Genomic DNA, 20,102 nt, shown 5'->3' with positions numbered 1-20,102 from the left:
TAGGCCTCACCAGCATAACGGTGCTATGAGTCCGAACCAGGCAGAGGAAAAGTACTGGGTTAACTATAAAGCGGTGGCCAGTTTTACTTGACCACTACACTTGGCTTAACATGCCCTGTAGGCGCACCGGGTAGCGGCTCCCATTTTTACGAATGTACTCCTTCTCAAAGGGGCCATATTTCCCATTAGTGCGTAGGCGAGCGAGTGCTTTCTCTTCTTCTGCTTGGTACTCCTTGGGTGTGAGATCCCAATTGCTGAGCTTTACAAACTCTTCGCGACTGTAGCCAGAGGGGCGTGTAAGGGCATCGTTTAAGTCGATAAACTGCCCGGTCTCTAGGTCATTTAGCGCAATACCAATGGGCGCAAATTCAAACAGGCCACGGAGGCGGCTTTCGTTGCGCTTTAGTGCTTGGCGGGCTAGTTCTTGATCATGAATATCATGCAAATAGCCGTGCCAGAGAGTGCTGCCGTCGGTGAGCTTCTCAGGCCTTGCTTGTCCGGCAATCCAGCGGTAGGTGCCATCGTTAGTGCTTACCCGATAAACGGCATGCCAATCTTCCAGTGTGTTGGCTGAGTGGGCAATAGTCGCGGCGACGTGTTCCAAGTCATCAGGATGGATTAGCTTGAATAATGGGGTTGCATCACTGGCAGCCTGCTGGGATGTTAACCCGTATAAATCCTGTATTTGGGGCGAACTAAAAGGGAATATGGCTCTGCCGTCGGGAAATAGGCGGTATTGGTAGATAATGCCTGGTAGCTGTGCCATCAGCTTGGTAATTCGCTCATTGCTTAAGCTATTGGCAAGCGTATCGGATAGCCAGCGGGCCAGCAGCCTTAGGAACAAGGTTTCGCTTTCATCAAACGCGGCTGACCGAGTATGCGCTGCGGAAAAGTTCAGTGTGCCGAATACTTGGCCTTCCGCTTCAATCACAATACCGACATAAGCCCCCAGCGGAATGGCTTGATAGCAGGGGTGAGAATAAAATTCGCTTTTGGGTACATTAGCAATAAAGAGCTCTTTGCGTTCGCCGCTGAATAGCAGCTGGCACCAAGTGTGGCCGAGGGTGAAGCGTTGCCCGGCGTGTATGCCTGCGTCTACCTCTGCATCGACCCAGCGCACGGTATAAACGTCCCCTTCAATTTGGCTAAGAATGGCCAGGTCTAATCCCAGGTACTGTTTTGCTTTAAGAAGGGCGTGCTGAATCTTGGCGTCTAGCGTTTCAAAAGGGTTGAAGGCGATATCGTTAAGTAACAGGAGCGCGTCGTGGTGGCTACGGAGCTGGGTTCGGGCTTCATGCTCGCGTGTGATATCGACGATAAAGCCTTCCATGATTTTGGGGTGCTTTGTATCACCCGCTACCCAGTTGCCCCGTTCTTCTACCCAGCGCCAAGTGCCGTCTCGGTGGCAAATTCGATACTCCAAATGCCAGCTTTCATTTAAGCGCTTCGCCTTGGCTATCGCTTCATCAATGAAGGGGGCATCATCAGGGTGAATCAGGTCGGCGTAGCTAATACGTGTATTGCCAAGCAAGTCACCGGCGGGGTAGCCGCTAATGCGGTCAATTTGGCCGCTGATGTAGAGCATCGTCCACTTTTCATCGGGCAGGCAGCGGTAGGTCACTCCCGGCATATTGCTTAAGAGCGAGGCAAGCTCGTCTCGGCTAGCTTGCAGGGCCTGTTGGGCGGCCACTTCGTCGGTAATATCGGCATGGGTGCCGTACATAAGCAGCGGTTCGCCTTCTGGCGTTCGGTCGAAGACTTGTCCTCTGTCGTGTACCCACACCCAGTGGCCTAATTTGTGGCGCATCCTGGCTTTACAGTCGTAGCTTTCCGTTTCACCGGCAAAGTGTGCTTTTAACAATGCTTCGGAAGTGGCTAGGTCATCTGGGTGGGCCAGGCTTAACCACGTCTCGATGGAGGTAGGTGATAACTCTTCCAGGGTGTAACCCACGATGCTTGCCCAGCGCTCATTAAACACGGTTTCGCCAGTTTGTACGTTCCACTGCCATGTCCCAACTCGGGTGCCCTCAATGACCAGCCGGGCACGGCGTTCGCTCTTCCTTAGCGCGGTGGCTAGCTCTGTTTGCGACTCGCGGTTGCCAATATCGGTTTGGATGAGTTCTTCCACCATCCCGGCCATATCACACAGCATGGCCATTTGCGCGTCGGTAAAGCTCCTGGGTTGGCTATCCATTAGGCATAGCGCGCCCACGCGTTGGCCCGAGGCGGTGTGCAATGGGGCCCCTGCATAAAAGCGTATATGTGGAGCCTTTTTAACAAGGGGAATAGCGGAAAAGCGCTCGTCGTTTAGGGTGTCTTCCACAATTAAGGGGACGCTGTCGAGAATAGCGACTCTGCAGAACGAGTGCTCCAGCGCTATTTCTTGTATGTCTAACCCCTGGCGGGATTTAAGCAGCAGCCGTTCATGATCGATAAGAGAAACCAATGCAAAGGGGGCATTAAAGGTTTGCTGAGCCAGCCGTGTCATGCGGTCAAAGCGCGCATCGATGCCATCGTTAAAGAGCGTAGTGCCTGCAAACACGCTCTGCCGTACGACATCATTCTCTGCAATCAGGGCCGTTTTCATTAGGTAACCATCGAATGAGCTGCGCTTGTGTATCGCCAAGCGTGGAGAGTATTTGAGCATTCTCATCACCGCCATAGCGCTAATGCTCTTCAGTGTGGCGGAAGTACGAGTCATACAGTGTTTCTTACGCGTCGAATATCAGATTCCTAATCGTCTGGCAATACGTATCGATGATTGCTGCATGAACTTAGTACTATTTTTACCGTGGCTAGCTACCGGCATTCGCTAAGTTGACTATGATGGGGAGTGATTTACCTAAGGTGCACTTGGCGCGATACCTAATCCGTTTGGGTATGGCTGGAGAAGCAAGGGGGGGCGCAGTGATGTATGGGATGTTTATGGTGTTGCTAGCGCTGGCGGGTTGTGTGAGTAACCCAGGTGACCGTCATCATGCGGCACCAAGCATGCAGACTGCCGCTGCCAATTATTGCGAAAGCTTGGGTGGGGAGAGGGTGACGCGCAAAAATAGCCTGGGCACAGGGCGCTACTGCCGCCTTCCTGATGGGCGGGTAGAAAACGAGTGGCAGCTGTATCGATCTGAGCGATTGGATAATGACTAGCGCTTAACAAAGTCGTGCCACTCGCGTGTCATCCAGCGTATAACTTAATTGTCATTAACAATGGAAGCGGTAGGGCTTATGGCCTGTTGATCATCTCCCCATGGCTCAAGGGTGGATATGCCGGGCGTTAGGCCAAAACGTAAGGGCAATCTAGCCGCTAGCAGGCCGAGAAACTATCTATGGGGATCTTCAACAGCGTTTTGCGTTACCGGTTCGGCTGGCTTGCTGCCTGTCTGATAGGGCTGGCTGCCCCGAGTAGTGGCCAGGCAAACGATCCGCCGAGCCCGATAATAGGTTGGGAGTACCGTTGGGGCGATTCTCCCTTGGACCAGCAGGGGGAGCCGGTATGGTTGAGAGAGGAGAGCGGGTGGCATGCCATTGAATCTCCCTCTAATCCGCCTGGGCGAGAAGGCCAGCACACAGTATGGCTGAGAACAGTCTTGCCAGAAGGAAGCTGGCATGACCCCGTGCTGCATATCACCAGCATTAATTTGATCGGGCAGATTTATCTAGATAACACGCTGATTTATGAGCATGGCAATGTTGATCACCCTCGGTTTATCGGGTGGCCTTGGCACTTGGTTGCGTTACCTGCTGGGTTTGCCGGTAAACAGCTATCGCTACGTATTTATTCTGACTATACCAGCATCGGTTTGTGGGGTGACGTAGAGGTCATTGATCGCGTTGACGCTTTTCAGAAAATGCTTCAAGGGTCGGTACAAGACTTGGCGATTGGTGCTTTTAGTCTGCTACTGGCAGCGTTGGCGGCTATTTTCACGCTCATTGGCCCGGAGCGCCGAGGGTTTGGGGCGATAGCGCTGTTTGCCTTTGCGTCTGGTTTGATGCTTCTTGCAGAAACGCCCGTACGCCAACTAGTTGCTGATGCTCCGTTAGCGTGGGATATGGTAAGGGCGACAAGCTACTTCACACTGCCTATTGCGATGGGTCTACTACTTAGCCATTGGTTGGAGGGTGCTCCCAAAAAATGGATAGCACGTCTTTGGCAGCTTCATCTGGCCTACATGGTTACCGCTATCGGCTTGGTCCATTTGGAGTCTATTAACCTCGCGCTGACGTTCCCCATCTTCGATGCGCTGTTGTTGATAACGCTGCCTTGCATGCTGTTATTAGCACTGTTTCACGTGCGCCGTTTACAGTTAGAGCAGCGATTGTTGGTGCTTAGCTTTTTGTTGTTTGCTCCGCTGATTCTCGCTGACATGCTGGTGGCCCATGGGTTGATAGCTCAGCGAGATATTCCGTTGAGCTATGCCATATTAGGGTTTTCGTTGGCGATCGTTGCCATCTCTTTATGGCATTACCGTCATACACAGCGGCAGTTGGCATCGGCAAACCAAACCCTGGAAGCGCAGGTTGCCGCCCGGACCGCTCAGTTAGATTGCTTGGTAGAGCAGCTAAAGGGGTTATCTATTCAGGATGCCCTGACCGGGCTGCATAATCGCCGCCACTTTGACACGCTGCTTAACCAAGAGGTGAGCCGTGCGCAGCGCACAGGGCACCCGCTTTCTCTATTGATGATTGATATTGATCACTTCAAGAAGGTTAATGACTGCTACGGGCATGACGTAGGTGATGCGGTATTAGTTGAGGTGGCAGCTCTATTAAGGCAGCACTTTCGGGGCAGCGATACTGTTTGCCGCCTAGGCGGTGAAGAGTTTGTGGCGCTGTTGCCTGAAACGGAAACGGTAAATGCTGAAGCGAGAGCCCAGTCCCTAATGGCGGAACTGCGTGTAAAGCCTCTCACTTATCACCAGAAATCGTTAGGGTTTATTACCCTCTCCTGTGGTGTCGCCACGTATCCTGACCACACAAAGGATCCTAAAAAGCTGCTTAAATTGGCCGACGAAGCCCTCTATAAAGCTAAAAATAGTGGTCGTGATCGCTGCATGGTGTGTGAGTGCCACCCACCCATCCATAGCGACTAACTACAGGATTACGAATCCGTTTGCCAAACGGATTGCCACTGCCAGCCATCTTTATGGATATAGGCGGCAAGCACTCGCTGCTGGTCAACATCCAGATAGTGATGAAGATCATGTGGGCTAGCCGTAATACCTGGCAGCCTGCTATACGCTTCAAGTGATGGAGTATCGGGCATGGTAGTAAATGGGGTAATAAACGCGTTGCCCAACGTGGCGATAAAGTTTTCCAGTGTTGTGATGCCCGTGGTGAGCTGCTGTTTGGTGACATTATCCATATCTGGGCAGGCAGCTCGGGCAATCACCAGGGCTTGGTAAAGCCGAGCCAGCGCTAGAGGCAGAGACTTTTGGCTACTGGGGTCGTGATAGTAGTGCAGGATGGGGTAAGCAAGATGTTGCTGGCCTAACTTACTGATCGACTGCTGTAGAGGTTGCAGTTGTTGACCTAGCCCGGTGTATCTTCCATTGCCGTGGGTTGCATGAAGAATGTGGTAAGGGCTCTCCCCAAGCGCATGGATGGATAGCGCCACATGGCGTTTTTCAGTGACATTGGAAACAATGCTCAGCATATACGTAATAGTGAGCGTGAACAGAAAAAAGCCATTCGCGGCTGCCAGGGTAGGTGCCATACGCCAAGAGTCACTTCCTGGTACATAGTCGCCGTAACCCAGTGTGGTTAGTGTGTAGCCGGTATAATACAGGCGCTCAATGAGGTTGGCTGGCACCTTGGTCGTTGCGTTCACGACGGCATCTGTGGTGCTACAAAACAGCAGCCACCAGCCGGTTAGGGCGAGTATTAGCCAGACAACGATTAACCCTACCGTTAACCAAGGCCCCACGCCGGACAGTAGCCTATGGCACTGTTTGCGTTGGTGTATTGCGAGCAGTAGCGCCCATACTTGGCTAATTAAGCGGTTGGTGACAGGGCCTGAGTGGGAGGCCGATAGCGTGGTTTTTACCGCGTCGTAGTTTGCTAGCGCGATGAGCAGTATGCCGAGCACGCCTATCCATGGGTGACCTATCATTGTGCATTCCTATGCGGGGTGGGCTGCGGGGGCATCGGTTACGCTAACCACCACTTCGTAAATTCTCCAATCGTAATGATTTAACATAGCATGCGCAGTGGCTAAATTCTCACTGAGGCGGTGTGTGTCGCGGGGGGTGATAAAAGCTTCGCCGCTAAATACATGCCCCTCTTCCCGTAGACGAACCGCAGCATTCTCTACCCAGCTGTACTGTTTTAGCTCTGTTTCTAGGGTTTCTGCCAGATGTTCGGGTTTTACTTCTGAGGTAAAGCGGGGCCGACGATCTAATAAGTCGCCAACGGCTTCTTTTAAATTTACGACACCATCTTTTGTGACATCAATGGCAATAATCGCCGCTGCCAATGCATCGGCCCACCAAAAACCAGCGCCTATTCCCACAATGCCAATAATCGCGGCTAGGCCAGTCATCCAGTCCGCTTTGCTCATTTTGCCGTCTACGTAAACGGTTTTTTCATGCACCTGAATTGCCGCTTTGGTTTGTAGATGGCCAATAATCATCGGTGGGATAACACTATAAATGAGCGCCGCAATCATTAGCCAGCCCATCCAGAATGTATGGTTAAAGAGAGTGACAGCCCCAACCGTTGGGTGCTCTTGGCTGATCAGCTTCATTATTGAGTCAAGCAGCAGCAGGCTGCCCATTAGGCTAAGGGCGGTGGCGGCACACAGAAAAGCAATCACCGTGGCGCGTTGATAACCGTAGGGGAATGTTGTGTTGGGCGGGCGGTTGCGAAAGTGCATTGCCACTAAAAAAGCGATGGGCGGGATTAATGAGAGAATATCTTCGATCCAGGCAGCCTTCATCGCTTGGCTGCTGCCCAATACCATGCTCAGCACTAAAACAATCGACACCCGGAAGCCCAGGTTCCACCACTCTAACTTAATCAAGTAATTGAGCTGGCGCTTTTTTTCAGGGGGCATGCGGTAAGGCTGACGCACCTTCATTGGGCTGCCTCCAAGCGCTGTAGGTGCGTTTCCAGGCTACCCGACTGGTGCAAATGGCGCTGGAGGGCGAGCATCAGCGCATTTTCCCCTTTGGGAAGGGCCATTACATGCTTCTCTTTTGCTAAAGTGTGGCTGGTAACTGTAAAACCATGGGCTTTCAGCCACCAAGTGGGGCCTGCTACCCAACCTTGGGTACGCTCTGGATTGGCGCTAATCACGGGGGTGGCGCCTAGCTCTTCAATTGCTTGATAAACCGTATTGAGGCGCGGTAGCGCTACGTCGCTTTGCTGAAGGGGAGGAGGAGAAGCGCGCTGCGTTTGCGTCTCTTCTGCCTTAAAACCAAGTGTGTGCTGGGTGGTGTAAAAGGGGCGGGTAGCAGCAGCTAATTGACTAATTCGCGTGTTACTTGTTAGCCCTCCCGCAACAATATCTAACTGGTGATGTTTTAGTGCTTGGAGAAGCTCATTCTCACTGCCCCATTGCCACTCAACGGTAGCATTGAGTGTGTCTGCAAATGCATTAAGCAAGTCTGCTTCTAAACCCCGGGGCTGTTGATCCTGTCGAATTATCCATGGCGGGTTTTCAGTCACGCCAATATAGAGCGTGCCTCCTTCGATACTGCTCATATCCCGCTCAATATTTTTAGGGTAACGGCAGCCTAATAATGTTAAAGAAATAAATAGGCACAGCCATAATGTATAAGTTCTGCCAACTTTAAGGGTGGATAAAAATTTTTTCACAGCTGCGTAAAGCTCTTGATTGAAACAGTACTCATAGTTAACAGCCATGCTGATAACAGCATGGCTGTTCAATAACGTTAGGCGGCAATGCTGGCGCACGCATTTGCGCATTGTTGGCAGGCATTAGCGCACTCTTGGCAATGGTCAGTGCTATGCTTGGCGCACTCATCTGCGCACTTTTGACAAATGTCAGCACAGAGTTGGCAAATGTCTTTGGCATACTCGCTATCTTGCGCCATATAAGAGGCTGCTAAACGGCAGATTTGAGCGCATTGAATATCCATGCGAATGCACTCGGCCATTTTTTGGACATCCTCTTCTTGAAGGCACTGGGTGGCGCATTTGTCACAATAAGCGGCACAGATGTGGCAAGCTTCGATTTTCTCTTTAAAGTTTCCAAAATCCATCTTGATACTCCTTTTGAATAGCTATCAAAGCTAACAGTGAAATATTGAGTGCTGCTTTGTTTTTTAATCGTAGCTCATGCTGTTTGTGTCTGCTGTGCAGAGGGCATTTTTTAATCTTGTTTAACGTCTTTTCTTATAACCATTTTCCTTCATGTTTGTATGTTTGGGGATATACAGGTTCGTTAAGCAGTGGAAGATAGAATGTCAATAAATGTCACAACGCAGGGAGGAAGGGTTACTTCTATGGTTTTTTAAATCATAGTAAACCCGAAAGGCCCAGGTGGTGGGCTGCTATGAGCTCGATAAGTAGGGGTTGCCATGCGCAATAACGGCTATGTATCACAAATTAACTACCCCATTAATCCAGACGATTTTTTGATTTCTCGTACGGATGTCAATGGGTATATCACCTACGCGAACCCCCGGTTTATTGAGGTAAGTGGTTTTTCCATCGAAGAACTAATGAACGAGCCCCATAACGTGGTGCGCCACCTGGATATGCCTCCGGAGGTTTACCAGGATATGTGGTCGACACTGCGCGAAGGACTCTCATGGCAGGGGTATGTTAAAAACCGGCGTAAAAATGGCGACCACTACTGGGTTCACGCCAATGTTGTCCCTGTGGTGGACAATGGAGAGCTGCAGGGGTATGCCTCGTTACGTTCCTACGCAAGTGAGCAGAAGACCCGCTATTTTGAGCAGATCTATCGCCAAATGCGCGAAAAAAGCTGCCCTTACTACCTGAAACGTGGCCACTTAAAGCGCCGTGGTATCCGTGGCAAACTGCCAACCGTGAACTGGAATGGTGTTAAGGCACGCATCTTACTGGCTACTTTTGCGAGTATGCTGTTGCTGGGGACTGGTCTGTTCATCAACCAGCGCTTTTCTATGTCGAATTGGCAGCTAGGGGGGATGGCGGTAGGGCTGGGTACTCTCATTTGGACCGTGAACATACTGCTACTAGGTGGGCTTGAGCGCTCCCTGGGTGCCATTAAGGATATTGCGCTGCAACTCGCTGCCGGCAATCTCAACATGGTGATTCCTTCGTCACGCAGCAAGGCGATGCGCCAAACGTTGGGCGCACTACAGCTTATGCGCCGTTCTCTGCTCTCTACGGCAAGCGATATCCAGCGCAATATGGAGGCCATAGGGCCGGTGGTAAACCATATTCTTAGTAACAATACCAATATGGCGAACCGTCTTGAGCAGCAAGCATCCGCTGTGCAGCAAACGGCGGCCAGCATGGAGGAAATCTCAAGTACGGTGCGCCAGAGCGCTTCAAATGCGCAACTCGCCAGTAAGGCTGCAGATACCAATCTGGCGGAAGTAAGCACCGCATCGCATTTGACCGATGAACTGGTTCATGCCATGGAAACGCTCACCAAGCAGTCTGAGCGTATGAAGCATATGGTGCAGACGATTGATGCGATTGCGTTCCAAACCAATATATTAGCGCTAAACGCTTCCGTAGAAGCGGCTCGCGCGGGCGAGCATGGGCGAGGATTTGCCGTTGTTGCCCAAGAGGTGCGTAAACTCTCTAATCAAACGGCCGAAGCCGCCAAAGAAGTGCAGCGCATGATTGTGGATACCAATCAAAGTGTTATAACCAGCGTGGCCCATACCCGGGAAACCCAGGCGGCCACCCAGCGTATCCGCAATGCCAGCCAGCGCGTGAACGACTTAATGGAAGAGATTAGCCGAGCGGCTAGAGAACAGAGCGACGGTGTTGCGCAAATTGGCCTAGCCATTGCTGAGATTGACAGCACGACTCAGGCTAGCGCATCGGATATGGAGAGTTACCGCCGCGTGGCAGATACGTTAAGTGGCGAAGCTGCCGCATTAACCAACAGCGTGAATGCCTTTAGAACATCCCGGAGCGGGGAGCTGCCGCCAGTGGCGTTGGGTCACCCCCCAGAGCAGCGGGATGAAAGGACAACGGTGAAAGCGCTGCCCCGGAATAAAGCGGCGACTGAAGAGTGGGAGCAATTCTAAGCCCGCCCTGACCGCCACCCACGGCGGTGTAAGCGCTGCCGTGGGTGTTGGTGTTAGTACTTATTGTGCCAATGGTTCAAGCCAGTAAGCGGGCGTTTAACGCTCTTTCTTTACTAGGCACGTTTCTGTTAACTGATCGAGCCGGTCGTAACCCAAGAGTCCAACCGCCCGATCAATTTCGGCGTTCAGAATGTCTATCGGCTACCCACTTTACGGGCGTATGCGCGGCTTAGCTGAACTACGTGGTGTAGAGCTGGCGGTGCGACAGTTAACGGCTTGATTCCATTAGCCCCGCAATGACCGCTGGCAGCTCGTGGGCGTGGTGGATACCCACCGCGCCCTCGGGCGTGCTCTCTTCGTTGGGAAAGTGGTTGAGGTGGATAACCTGCATACCCGCTGCCAAGCCTGCTTCTACACCCACCGCCGCATCATCAATGACAATGCAGTGCTGTGGGGCAAAGCCCATGGCAGCCGCTGCTTTACGATACAACTCTGGGTCTGGCTTCCAGACATTGAGGGTGTAAGCGCTGAATAACTGGCCTTGAAAGTGGTCTTCCAGCTGTGTGCTTTCTAGCGCGCAGCGGATTTTGCGCTCAGGGCCGTTGGACACCACCGCTTTGGGGTAGCTCTTTAACTGCGCGAGCGCATCCGGTATGCCTGGGATGGCCACCAGCTCGGCGCGCATGCGTGCTTCCATACGAGTCCGCATTCCTGCCTCAAGCTGGGTAAGCGCTTCCTCTGTTAACTTGTGGAAACGATGCTCCAACGTGTGAACGATGGTATGGAAGCGCACGCCACGAAACTCCTCCATATACTGCTGTGCCGAGAAGGGCAGGCCAAACTCGGGGAAGATCTCACCCATTACGTCAGCAAGAAGTATTTCGCTATCCACTAGGGTGCCGTCGCAGTCGAATAGAAGGCAGAAGTGCGAGGGTGTGCTGTGGCCTGAACTCATTGATTCACCTCTTCGTTCACAAGGCTGATCGGCGGCTCCCCCTGTAGTGCCAAACGGATGTTATCGACCGCACGCTGGGCCATGGCCTCGCGGGTTTCATGGGTGGCGGAGCCGATGTGAGGGAGGGCGACCACATTAGGCATGTGAGGCAGTGGCGATGAAGCGGAGAGCGGTTCATGCTCAAAGACATCCAGGCCTGCGGCTTTGATCACCCCGTTTTCTAGGGCATTGATCAAGGCGCTTTCATCAACCACCTTGCCACGGGCAATATTGATAAAGATAGCGGAGCGCTTCATCAGCGCGAACTGTTGGGCACCGATCAGCCGTTCAGTCTCGGCGGTCAGCGGGACGGTAACGCAGATAAAATCAGACTCGGCCAGTAATTCATCCAGTTCACGGCGCGTAGCTCCGAGTTGTTGTTCTATTGCGGGCTTGGGTGAAGCGTTGGAGTAGAGTATCTTCATGCCAAAACCTAGAGCGCCGCGCTTGGCAACGGCCTGCCCTATGCGGCCAAATCCCACCATGCCCAGCGTTTTGCCATGCACATCGCTGCCATATAGCGCGGGGCCAACACTGGCCTGCCACTGATCGGCCTTGACCCACTCTGCTAACTCAACGACCCGCCTTGCGGTGGCCATAATCAGTGTAAAGCCAGTATCAGCGGTGGTTTCGGTGAGTACATCGGGTGTGTTGCACAGCATGATACCGCGACGGGTCAGTTCATCGACAGGGATGTTGTCGTAACCCACCGATATAGTCGAGATGACTTCAAGCTTGGGCGCTGCATCCAGTAATTCGGGGGTAATCGCAAGGCCAGAACCGATAATGCCATGGGCTTCTGCTAGGTAGTGGCGATTGTCGGGAGCGTCCAGCGACATCGCTTTAGATAGCTGGGTGACTTCGAATAGATGCTCTAGGGTGGCTAACTGAGCGTCACTGAGTTGGCCTTGCACGATCAGGCGTTTTTTCATTGTTATCTCCTTGGGTGATGTAAGCCGCTGGTATTAAAAGGTCTGTTCTGCCTCTAGCGCTTGAAGTTGCGGGCGGTGGGGGAGGCCTTCCATATCGCCAATCACTTGAATGGCTTGCGCTCCAATCAGATTGCCCCGTTGGGCGGCTTGGCGGGCCGAGCAGCCGTCGAGCAGCGCACTAATAACACCCACCGCGAAGCCATCGCCTGCGCCTACGGTATCCACCACTTCCGCTACATGGCAGCCCTCAACGGTAATGCTTTCCTCCTGGCCGGCTAGGGTACCGCGGTAGTAGCTGCCTTCTGGCCCAAGCTTGATGATGACCGCTGAAGCGCCTTGATCCAGATAGTAGCCTGCTATGTCGTAGGGCGTTTTCTGACCAGTGAGTAACTGGCCTTCCGATAACCCGGGAAGTACCCAGTCCGCTAGTGAGGCAAGTTCATTAAGCGTGTCGCGCATCTTCGTCTCACTGGGCCATAGGGAAGGGCGAAGATTCGGGTCAAAGGAGATCGTGGCTCCCCGAAGGCGCGCCTGCTCCATGATATGACGGGTTAGCTGGCAGGCGCTGTCTGAAAGGGCGGGTGTGATGCCGGTGGCATGGACATGCCGGAGTGCATCGAAATCTACGCCGTCGGCATCGTTAGGAGAAAGATGGCTGGCGGCGCTGCCGCGCCTGAAATAGGTAACTTTTGGGTCGGCTCCTCCGCTGGCGCGCTCTTTGAATAGCAGGCCAGTAGGGTGCTGAGAGTCGGTATGGATATGTCGGCCATCGATACCTTCGGCTTCCAGCGCTTGGCGAATAAACTGACCAAAACCGTCGTTGCCTACCCGGCTTAACCAACTGACATGAAAACCCAGCCGAGCAAGGCCAATCGCGACGTTATTATCCGCACCCGCCAAACGGCGCTGAAAATGCTCAATATCCGCCAGGGTGCCTGTGGTGTTTGCCACAAACATTGCCATGGCTTCGCCAAAAGTAAGTACGCTGGGTGAAGAAACAGAGTGTGTCATTAGTAGCCTCAAAACTTATTTGATAGTGGCGGTATCGTTATTAGGGTGACAAGTGAGCAGAGGGGTCTATCAACTGAGTGCTGCCCCGTGGAATAAGTACTGGCGGGTGATGGTGCTGCACTTCCTTCGCGGCCTTGGAAGGGAGGGTTTGATGGAGTAGGTAAGTGACGGCCGCGCTGCCGATTGCATCGGTTGGCTGGGCGAGAGTAGTGATGCCGGGGGGTACCAGTTCGCACCAGTCGAGCTCATCTATGCCTATCAAACCCACCTCTCCCATGGCGACCTCTAAATGTTGAAAGCAGCGCGTCATGGCAAGCGTGGCATTGCCATTGGCACACAGCACGGCACAGGGGACCCCCCGGTTTTTTTGGATAAAGTCGCGGAGTGCCGGGATTGCTTTTTGCTCTTCAAGGCTAGTTAATATGGCGCTATCCAACCCTAACGAGGCGCTTTGCTGCTGGAAGCGTTGCAGGCGTTCTTGACGGGCGCTGGCTTGCTCTGGGGCCTCACTAACGTAAAGCACGCAGCGATAGCCCTGATGGCATAGGTGGTTGAGTGCCATATCAATGGCAAGCGCATTATCAAGGCCAATCACCGGGGCGCTGATTTCGCCTACTTCACGGTCGATCAATACCAGCGGTAAACCACTGCGCATAATGGTTTGCAGTAGTTGTTGAGGTTGTCCCGCTGCGTTTACAACCAGCCCCTCTACCTGGTAGGCCGCTAGAGAAGCCAAATGGCGTTGCTCTAGGTTGGGGTCGTTATCCGTATTGCAGACAATCAGTGCATAGCCGTGTTTACGTGCCGCCACCTCGACACCGTGGACGATGGCCACGGAAAACGGGTTGCGTATATCGGCTACTAGCATACCCAAAAGCCGGGACCCGCCACCTTTTAGGCCGCGTGCCATTAAATTGGGCTGATAGTGAAGAGCATCAGCGGCCTGCTTGATGCGCGCTTGAAGTGCAGGCGAGAGCTTGTGACGTTCCGGCCCAAAGTAGCGGGAAACGCTCGTTTTTGAGGTATTCGCTACATTGGCGACTTCGATTAGCGTAGCGCGAGTAGTAGGCGGCATAGGTGATTTGATGGCTCTTTTTGTAATGGTAACGTTCCCATTTTGATTTTTACACTAAGCACTCCTGGCAAGAAAGGCAATAGACCGAGTGAAGGATCCGCCACCTCGCTGCCTGATGGGTATGGCTTGGCGAGCGTTAACGATACAAGCAAGGTAAACTACGCGGCTTTGATATTGCGCTCGTTGTGATCATTCAGGCCTACATGCATGCACCCGACCTACGAATTAACCGACGCTGGCGACCGCTACTTTGATGGCTTGGCAGATAAGTTCTCTCGCTCGCTCTACCAAGCACCCCGGGGCGAGCTGCGCCTCGCGATGCTGGATTATCTTCTGCCGCAAATGTTGCACTTAAAGGCCCAGCCCGTGCTGGATGTCGGTGGTGGGTTGGGGCAGCTCTCCGGTTGGTTCGCGGCACGCGGGCACACTGTCAGCATGGCAGAGCCTTCCCACGATATGCTGGCCCACGCTAAGGCGTGGCACGCTCAGCAAGAGGCCGCTGCGGTGTGGCCTCCGGGGCAGCTTCGCTATGTGGAAGCTCCTCTACAGGCGCTGACGAGCCAAGCCCCCGGCCCCTGGCCGCTGATCACCTGCCACGCGGTATTGGAGTGGTTGGGCCATCCTGAGCAAGCGCTGCAAACCCTGGCAACGCTGCTGGCGCCTGGTGGTCAACTCAGCCTGATGGTGTTTAACCGCGACGCGCTGCGCTTTTCTAACGTGGTGAAGGGCAACTATCAAAAAGCCTTGAGTGACCAGTTAGAAGGCAAGGGCAAGCGCCAGCGCTTAACGCCGATCTCCCCAGTTACCCATGATGAGATTTGCCAGTGGGTGGGCCAGAACGGCTTACATATCGAGAGCGTTGCGGGTATCCGTATTTTTCAGGATTACGTGCGCCAGGCCCCAGAGAAGGCAAGCGATCAAGCAACACTGCTGGCGCTTGAAAAGCAGTACTGCCAGCAAGACCCTCATTGGCGCTTAGGCCGCTATTTACTTTATACCGTTACCAAACCTGAGGCTGATGTATGAGTGCACAACTGCCCGCCTGCCAACTGCTTGAACGTTACTATGGGCAGGCCGCCCGGTTATGGCCTGTCGCGCCCCCGGAAGATACATGGCTACTGACCCACTCCACCGCGATGGTGAGCGACAACGTCGCTCTGCGGCAGCAGTGGCAGGCCAGCGGGCGCCTAGCCGTTAGCCCTTTCGAGCCGTTCGACTACCTACCCGACGGGCAGGTGGTGCTGTTCTGGCCCAAAGCCCACCAGCTAGGCAAATGGTGGCTTGAGTGGCTTTGCCACGTGCTGCCTGACAATACGCCGCTCGATATCGTCGGTGAGCACCAAGGGGGCATCAAACGTGTTCCCAAGATGCTGGACGAGCTGGGCATGAGCTGTGACAAGCTCGATAACGCCCGCCGCTGCTCGCTGTTTGCCACCCGCACGGTGAAAAGGGAAGCGCCCGATAGTGCCTGGCAAACCTTTGATGCCCTGGATATGCGCTTAGTGAGCCATCCTGGCGTGTTTGGCCATGGCAAAGTCGACGAAGGAACGCAGCTACTGCTGCAAGCCCTAGAAGAAGCACTACCGAAAAAAACGCTGAAAGTGCTGGATATGGGCTGTGGCGACGGCATTATCAGCGCCTGGCTGGCTAAACGTGGCCATGTGGTCACGGCTGTCGATGTCAGCGCCTTCGCCGCCGAAGCCTGCCGCCGCACCCTTCATGAAAATGAGCTGAAAGGCACGGTGCTGGAGAGCGACGTTTACTCCGCGCTGGAGGGTGAGCGGTTTGATGTGATTATTAGCAACCCGCCGTTTCATCAGGAGCGTGATATCAGCTATGGGCCTAGCACACGTTTGATCGACGAAGCGGCTGAGCACCTTTGCGCAAAAGGGCAGCTCATTCTGGTAGCCAATGCGTTCCTGCCTTACCCCGAGCGGTTGCAGCGCGCCTTGGGTGAGTTTGAGACGCTGTCTGATAACCGCCGTTTTCGAGTTTACCGTGCCTTCAAATAGCCTCATGCAGTAATTTTGCAACTATGCTGCGAAGAGAGAGCTTTTGATGGCGAGGGAAAGACGATGACAAGCAGTGGTCGTAACGTGGCGGTGTTAGGCAGCGCTTTATTACTGGGCGGGCTATTAGCGCTCGGCTTGGTGTGGAGTGGTAGCTATCTAAAGAGTGCTGCTGAAGTGTGGCAGCAGTCCTCAAGAAGCGTCACCGTTCGTGGATTGGCGGAGCGGCAGGTTGAAGCGGATATGGTGCTGTGGCCGCTGAACTACACGGTCAATGCTAATTCGCTTTCAGATCTTGAGGGGCAGCTATCCCAACACGAGCAGCTCATTCGCGAATTTTTGGAAGCGCGTGGTTTTGAAGCCGCACAGGTTAGCGTTACGCCGCCCCGTATTACCGACCAGTTCAGTCAAACCTACGGAGGCGAGCGCCCCGATGAGCGCTATCGAGCGGAAGCCACGCTGCTACTGCGCACCGATAACGTGAGTGGGGTGATCGCTGCCGTACCTGAAGCCACCGCACTGGTGCGCCAAGGTGTGCTGCTCTCGCCCAGCTATGAGTATCGCACTGAGTTCCTGTTTACCGGCCTGGATGCCATCAAGCCGGAAATGATCGCCGAAGCCACCGCCGATGCTCGTAATGCCGCCCAGCAGTTTGCGGAAGATTCTGGCAGCGGCGTCGGTGGTATTCGTCAAGCAACCCAGGGCTACTTCTCCATCGATGATTTGGATAGCTATACGCCCCATATTAAGCGCATCCGCGTTGTGACTACGATCGATTACGCACTAGAAGAGTAGCTCTATCGCTCAGCATCACGGCCCTTTGCGGCTGATCACGTTGATTGGGTGGCAGGTTTGCCATAGTGAATGGCTGTCACGGTGTAAAACGTTTCGCCATTGGGGGTGAGCACCGTAACGTCGTCATCGACCTCTTTGCCCAGCAGCGCCTTCGCCATGGGAGCATCGATGCTAATCCAGCGCTTTTGGGTATCGAGCTCATCATGGCCCACGATCCGAAGCTGCAGGGCTTCTCCCTCTTCATCCTCCAAGCTTACGTACGCGCCAAAAAAGATCTTGTCGGTATTGGCGGGCAGACGATCCACCACCTGCAGTTCATCAAGCCGTTTGGTTAAATAGCGGATGCGGGCAATGACACGGTTTAGCTCTTTCTTGTTATAGGTGTAATCCGCGTTTTCGCTGCGGTCGCCAAGGGCAGCGGCTTCGCCCACTTTCGCTGATAGCTCCGGGCGTTTTACCCGCGAAAGGTGATCCAAAATGCCGCGCAGACGGGCGGCACCTTCTGCAGTAATCAAATTGCTTTTAGGCTCTTGGCGAGGATCTTTGGCCGGATCCCGCCAGCGGGTCATGTTGCGACCTTTCATGGGTGAATGCTCTCCTAAAGGGCTCTCCCGGAAGGTATAAGCTTACGGTATGGGAACGTTGTATAACAAAGACGCGATTCTCTGGCGAATCATTCAAACGTTCGTTACATTGACTAGGTAAGCCGATGCTTGGCTTGAAGAGGCTTATAAATACAGCCGTTACAACAACAAACCTGGAGTGACTATGCGCGCTATTCCATTTTCCCGCCTATTAATCGCCGCAGCCTTTGGCAGTACGCTGGCTCTGGCACCTCTCAACGCCTCAGCATTTGAAGGGGAAGTCTTCTCGCTGAAAAACCGCTGGGAGCACACGGTAACGGAGATGCCTGCCAACCAACGGGAAGAGACGCTAAAAGCGCTCGCCAGCGAAGCCGAACAGCTAGCAAGCCAGCATCCTAATGAAGCCGAGGTGCTGATTTGGCAGGGCATTGTGCTGGCCTCTTACGCCCGCGAGCGCGGCGGTTTGGGGGCTTTGGGTACGGCCGGTGACGCTCGTGATGTGCTGGAGCGTGCCATTGAGATTGACCCCACCGGTGGCAACGGCTCGGCCTATGTCACGCTGGGCGCATTATATGACCGTGCCCCAGGTCGCCCGCTGGGATTTGGTAACAGCGATACTGCCGAGCGCATGTTCCAGCGCGCGCTTGAGCTTCGCCCCGACGGCATCGACGTGAACTACTACTACGCGGCGTTTTTAAAAGAAGAGGGCAATACTCAGGCGGCACGGGAGCATGCCCAGCGCGCGGTGAACGGCACGGCCCGAGAGAATCGCCAAGTGTCAGATGAAGCGCTACGCCGAGATGCGCAAACGCTAATGAACCAGCTTTAAAGCAGCCGTGAGTTAAAACTCCCCAGTTGAAGTACGCGGTTAAGCACCGCATTGGCATTCCCGGTGAACAGCATTGATAATAGTTCGATTGTTATCATCGGGAGTGCCGTATGGGCCCTACGCTTGGTCGTGATGATGTCGAACTCATCCAACGCGATACCCTTTATCAAGGTTTTTTTCGCCTAGAAGCCCTGGAGTTGCGCCACCGGCTGTTTGAAGGCGGCTGGAGCGCTACTATGCGCCGAGAAGTGCATAACCGTTTCGATGCAGTGGGTGTGCTACTGTACGACCCGCCCCGTGATGCCCTGGTACTCATCGAACAGTTTCGCGCTGGGGCAATTGACGACCCGACCTCCCCCTGGAAATTAGAACTCGTGGCAGGCTTGGCAGATAAGGATGAATCCCTGGAAGACGTAGCCCGTCGAGAAGCCATGGAAGAAGCGGGTTGCCAAGTGGGGCAATTAACCAAGCTGCATACCTACTACCCAAGCCCGGGTGCCTGCAACGAACGTGTGACGCTCTTTTGCGGGTTGGTGGATACTCACGGCTTAGGCGGTGTGTATGGGGTCGAAGATGAGCACGAAGATATCCGCGTGCACATTGTAACGTTTACCAACGCTTGGGAACTCCTAGAGCAGGGAAGACTCGACAACGCCATGTGTTTGATTGGGCTGCACTGGTTGGCAGGGCAGCGGGCATCATTGCGTGCTGCCTCTCAACGAGCAGCGCTTTTCAACAAGGATACCAAGCGAACCCAGTAAGGAGTCATCATGGCAAGAGCCGCCTACGTCACCGATTTAAAAACTCTGCAGGGCGAATGCAGCGCCAACTATCTGCGCCTTCTGCGCCTAGTAGGGGATATGGAGAGCGGTCAGCGCCGTGATATCGCACTACGCAGCGACCATCAGCACTTTGGTGACCTGCATTTAGCGATACTGCAGGAAGCGCCCTATACCACCCTGGTAGAAGTGACCCAGAGCGGGCCGCTGGACGCAGTGATCGAAGGCCCGCGCATGCGCGTACATCTCTACCATGATGTGCGTATGGCGGAAGTGATCGACTTCCAACGCGAGCGCCATTTTAGCGGCCGCTATCGCTACCCCAATGCCCGCATGCACCAGCCGGATGAAAAGCTGCAGCTCAACTGCTTCCTGGGTGAGTGGTTGGCCCACGGGCTGGCCCACGGCCATGCCGTGGACATGCCCGAATTGCGTTGATGGAATGTTGTTAATGGAGCTACTGTCATGAGGCTGATTCAAATCACTGATTCCCATCTTTATGCCGATAAGCAGGCACGCTCCCGGGCGGGAATTCCCTGGCAGCAGTTTCAGCGTGTGCTGGAGGCTGTGATTACTGAACGACCCGATGTCGTCGTGTTCACGGGTGATATCAGTCAGGATGAAACCGCCGCTTCCTACGCCCTTGCTTGCGAGGCGCTTTCGGCGCTGCCATGCCCGTGGTTCTGGATTGCTGGCAACCATGACCAGCCAGAGCTGATGGCCGCCGAACATCCGCTGCTAGAGGAAGTGGACTTGGAGCAATGGCGCTTACTGCTGCTCAACACCCAGGTAGTGGGCAAACCCCACGGCGAGCTGGGGAGTGAGGCCTTGAGCGCTTTGGCAGAACGGCTCGAGCAAGACGACCGGCCAACTCTTATTG

20 protein-coding genes are annotated in these 20,102 nt (G+C 54.0%); 10 read left to right on the top strand and 10 right to left on the bottom strand.

The window, feature by feature from the left end; translation table 11 throughout:
• Positions 1-94 precede the first annotated feature (94 nt).
• Positions 95-2,701 carry a PAS domain-containing protein gene (locus BIS10_RS10325; RefSeq protein WP_253505035.1) on the bottom strand — a complete coding sequence of 869 codons (2,607 nt, stop codon included), beginning with the start codon at positions 2,699-2,701 and terminating at the stop codon, positions 95-97.
• Positions 2,702-2,910: 209 nt separating this feature from the next.
• Between BIS10_RS10325 and BIS10_RS10320 the strand changes: the two genes are divergently transcribed.
• Both BIS10_RS10320 and BIS10_RS10315 read left to right on the top strand, forming a co-directional pair.
• Positions 2,911-3,147, top strand: a complete 237-nt coding sequence (locus BIS10_RS10320) for a DUF333 domain-containing protein (protein WP_253505033.1) — start codon at positions 2,911-2,913, stop codon at positions 3,145-3,147.
• 179 nt (positions 3,148-3,326) lie between these two features.
• Positions 3,327-5,090 carry a diguanylate cyclase gene (locus BIS10_RS10315; protein WP_253505030.1) on the top strand — a complete coding sequence of 588 codons (1,764 nt, stop codon included), beginning with the start codon at positions 3,327-3,329 and terminating at the stop codon, positions 5,088-5,090.
• Between the two features lie 8 nt (positions 5,091-5,098).
• On the opposite strand, the gene BIS10_RS10310 is transcribed toward BIS10_RS10315, so the two are convergent.
• From BIS10_RS10310 to BIS10_RS10295, 4 genes are all read right to left on the bottom strand, one after another.
• On the bottom strand, positions 5,099-6,109 hold the full coding sequence (locus BIS10_RS10310; protein WP_083023450.1) for a potassium channel family protein: 1,011 nt from the start codon (positions 6,107-6,109) through the stop codon (positions 5,099-5,101).
• Between the two features lie 9 nt (positions 6,110-6,118).
• Complete coding sequence (locus tag BIS10_RS10305) at positions 6,119-7,075, bottom strand: cation transporter (protein WP_253505027.1); 957 nt, start codon at positions 7,073-7,075, stop codon at positions 6,119-6,121.
• Complete coding sequence (locus BIS10_RS10300) at positions 7,072-7,701, bottom strand: ABC transporter substrate-binding protein (RefSeq protein ID WP_253505023.1); 630 nt, start codon at positions 7,699-7,701, stop codon at positions 7,072-7,074. Before BIS10_RS10300 ends, BIS10_RS10305 begins: the two co-directional genes overlap by 4 nt.
• Before the next feature lie 191 nt (positions 7,702-7,892).
• Complete coding sequence (locus BIS10_RS10295; RefSeq protein ID WP_253505020.1) at positions 7,893-8,222, bottom strand: four-helix bundle copper-binding protein; 330 nt, start codon at positions 8,220-8,222, stop codon at positions 7,893-7,895.
• A 318-nt stretch (positions 8,223-8,540) separates the two neighbouring features.
• On the opposite strand from BIS10_RS10295, the gene BIS10_RS10290 reads away from it, so the two are divergent.
• A complete protein-coding gene (locus BIS10_RS10290; protein WP_253505017.1) occupies positions 8,541-10,214 on the top strand; it encodes a PAS domain-containing methyl-accepting chemotaxis protein in 1,674 nt (557 codons plus the stop codon).
• Positions 10,215-10,482: 268 nt separating this feature from the next.
• Here BIS10_RS10290 and BIS10_RS10285 read toward each other — a convergent pair whose 3' ends face one another.
• Genes BIS10_RS10285 through BIS10_RS10270 form a run of 4 tightly spaced genes read right to left on the bottom strand, consistent with a single transcriptional unit; the run spans position 10,483 to position 14,226 of the window.
• Positions 10,483-11,169 carry an HAD family phosphatase gene (locus BIS10_RS10285; RefSeq protein WP_253505013.1) on the bottom strand — a complete coding sequence of 229 codons (687 nt, stop codon included), beginning with the start codon at positions 11,167-11,169 and terminating at the stop codon, positions 10,483-10,485.
• On the bottom strand, positions 11,166-12,140 hold the full coding sequence (locus BIS10_RS10280; RefSeq protein ID WP_253505011.1) for a D-glycerate dehydrogenase: 975 nt from the start codon (positions 12,138-12,140) through the stop codon (positions 11,166-11,168). The genes BIS10_RS10285 and BIS10_RS10280 overlap by 4 nt, the downstream gene beginning before the upstream one ends.
• Positions 12,141-12,173: 33 nt before the next feature.
• On the bottom strand, positions 12,174-13,151 hold the full coding sequence (locus BIS10_RS10275) for a sugar kinase (protein WP_253505008.1): 978 nt from the start codon (positions 13,149-13,151) through the stop codon (positions 12,174-12,176).
• A gap of 40 nt (positions 13,152-13,191) precedes the next feature.
• Positions 13,192-14,226, bottom strand: a complete 1,035-nt coding sequence (locus BIS10_RS10270) for a LacI family DNA-binding transcriptional regulator (RefSeq protein ID WP_253505005.1) — start codon at positions 14,224-14,226, stop codon at positions 13,192-13,194.
• Between the two features lie 207 nt (positions 14,227-14,433).
• On the opposite strand from BIS10_RS10270, the gene BIS10_RS10265 reads away from it, so the two are divergent.
• From BIS10_RS10265 to BIS10_RS10255, 3 genes are all read left to right on the top strand, one after another.
• On the top strand, positions 14,434-15,252 hold the full coding sequence (locus tag BIS10_RS10265) for a methyltransferase domain-containing protein (RefSeq protein WP_253505002.1): 819 nt from the start codon (positions 14,434-14,436) through the stop codon (positions 15,250-15,252).
• Positions 15,249-16,238 (top strand): class I SAM-dependent methyltransferase, encoded by a 990-nt coding sequence (locus tag BIS10_RS10260; protein ID WP_253504999.1) that lies wholly within the window; start codon positions 15,249-15,251, stop codon positions 16,236-16,238. The genes BIS10_RS10265 and BIS10_RS10260 overlap by 4 nt, the downstream gene beginning before the upstream one ends.
• A gap of 63 nt (positions 16,239-16,301) precedes the next feature.
• Positions 16,302-17,030: an SIMPL domain-containing protein gene (locus BIS10_RS10255; RefSeq protein ID WP_253504995.1), complete on the top strand. Its 729-nt coding sequence runs from the start codon at positions 16,302-16,304 to the stop codon at positions 17,028-17,030.
• 35 nt (positions 17,031-17,065) lie between these two features.
• Here BIS10_RS10255 and greB read toward each other — a convergent pair whose 3' ends face one another.
• Complete coding sequence (gene greB / locus BIS10_RS10250; RefSeq protein ID WP_253504992.1) at positions 17,066-17,614, bottom strand: transcription elongation factor GreB; 549 nt, start codon at positions 17,612-17,614, stop codon at positions 17,066-17,068.
• Between the two features lie 184 nt (positions 17,615-17,798).
• Here greB and BIS10_RS10245 point away from each other — a divergent pair, with 184 nt between their 5' ends.
• The 4 genes from BIS10_RS10245 to BIS10_RS10230 all read left to right on the top strand — a co-directional run.
• Positions 17,799-18,443, top strand: a complete 645-nt coding sequence (locus BIS10_RS10245) for a TRAP transporter TatT component family protein (RefSeq protein ID WP_253504989.1) — start codon at positions 17,799-17,801, stop codon at positions 18,441-18,443.
• 110 nt (positions 18,444-18,553) lie between these two features.
• Positions 18,554-19,204, top strand: coding sequence for an NUDIX domain-containing protein (locus BIS10_RS10240; RefSeq protein ID WP_253504986.1), 651 nt, complete (start codon positions 18,554-18,556; stop codon positions 19,202-19,204).
• 9 nt (positions 19,205-19,213) lie between these two features.
• Positions 19,214-19,660 (top strand): DUF1249 domain-containing protein, encoded by a 447-nt coding sequence (locus BIS10_RS10235; RefSeq protein ID WP_062361248.1) that lies wholly within the window; start codon positions 19,214-19,216, stop codon positions 19,658-19,660.
• A gap of 27 nt (positions 19,661-19,687) precedes the next feature.
• Positions 19,688-20,102 (top strand): metallophosphoesterase (locus BIS10_RS10230; protein ID WP_253504983.1); only part of this gene is annotated, 415 nt, incomplete at its 3' end.

The sequence above is a fragment of the Halomonas sp. 707B3 genome (assembly GCF_024158645.1).
Classification (GTDB): Bacteria; Pseudomonadota; Gammaproteobacteria; order Pseudomonadales; family Halomonadaceae; genus Vreelandella; species Vreelandella lionensis.
The sequence above is the reverse complement of the archived record's forward strand: the minus strand, read 5'-3'. Positions and strand labels throughout refer to the sequence as shown.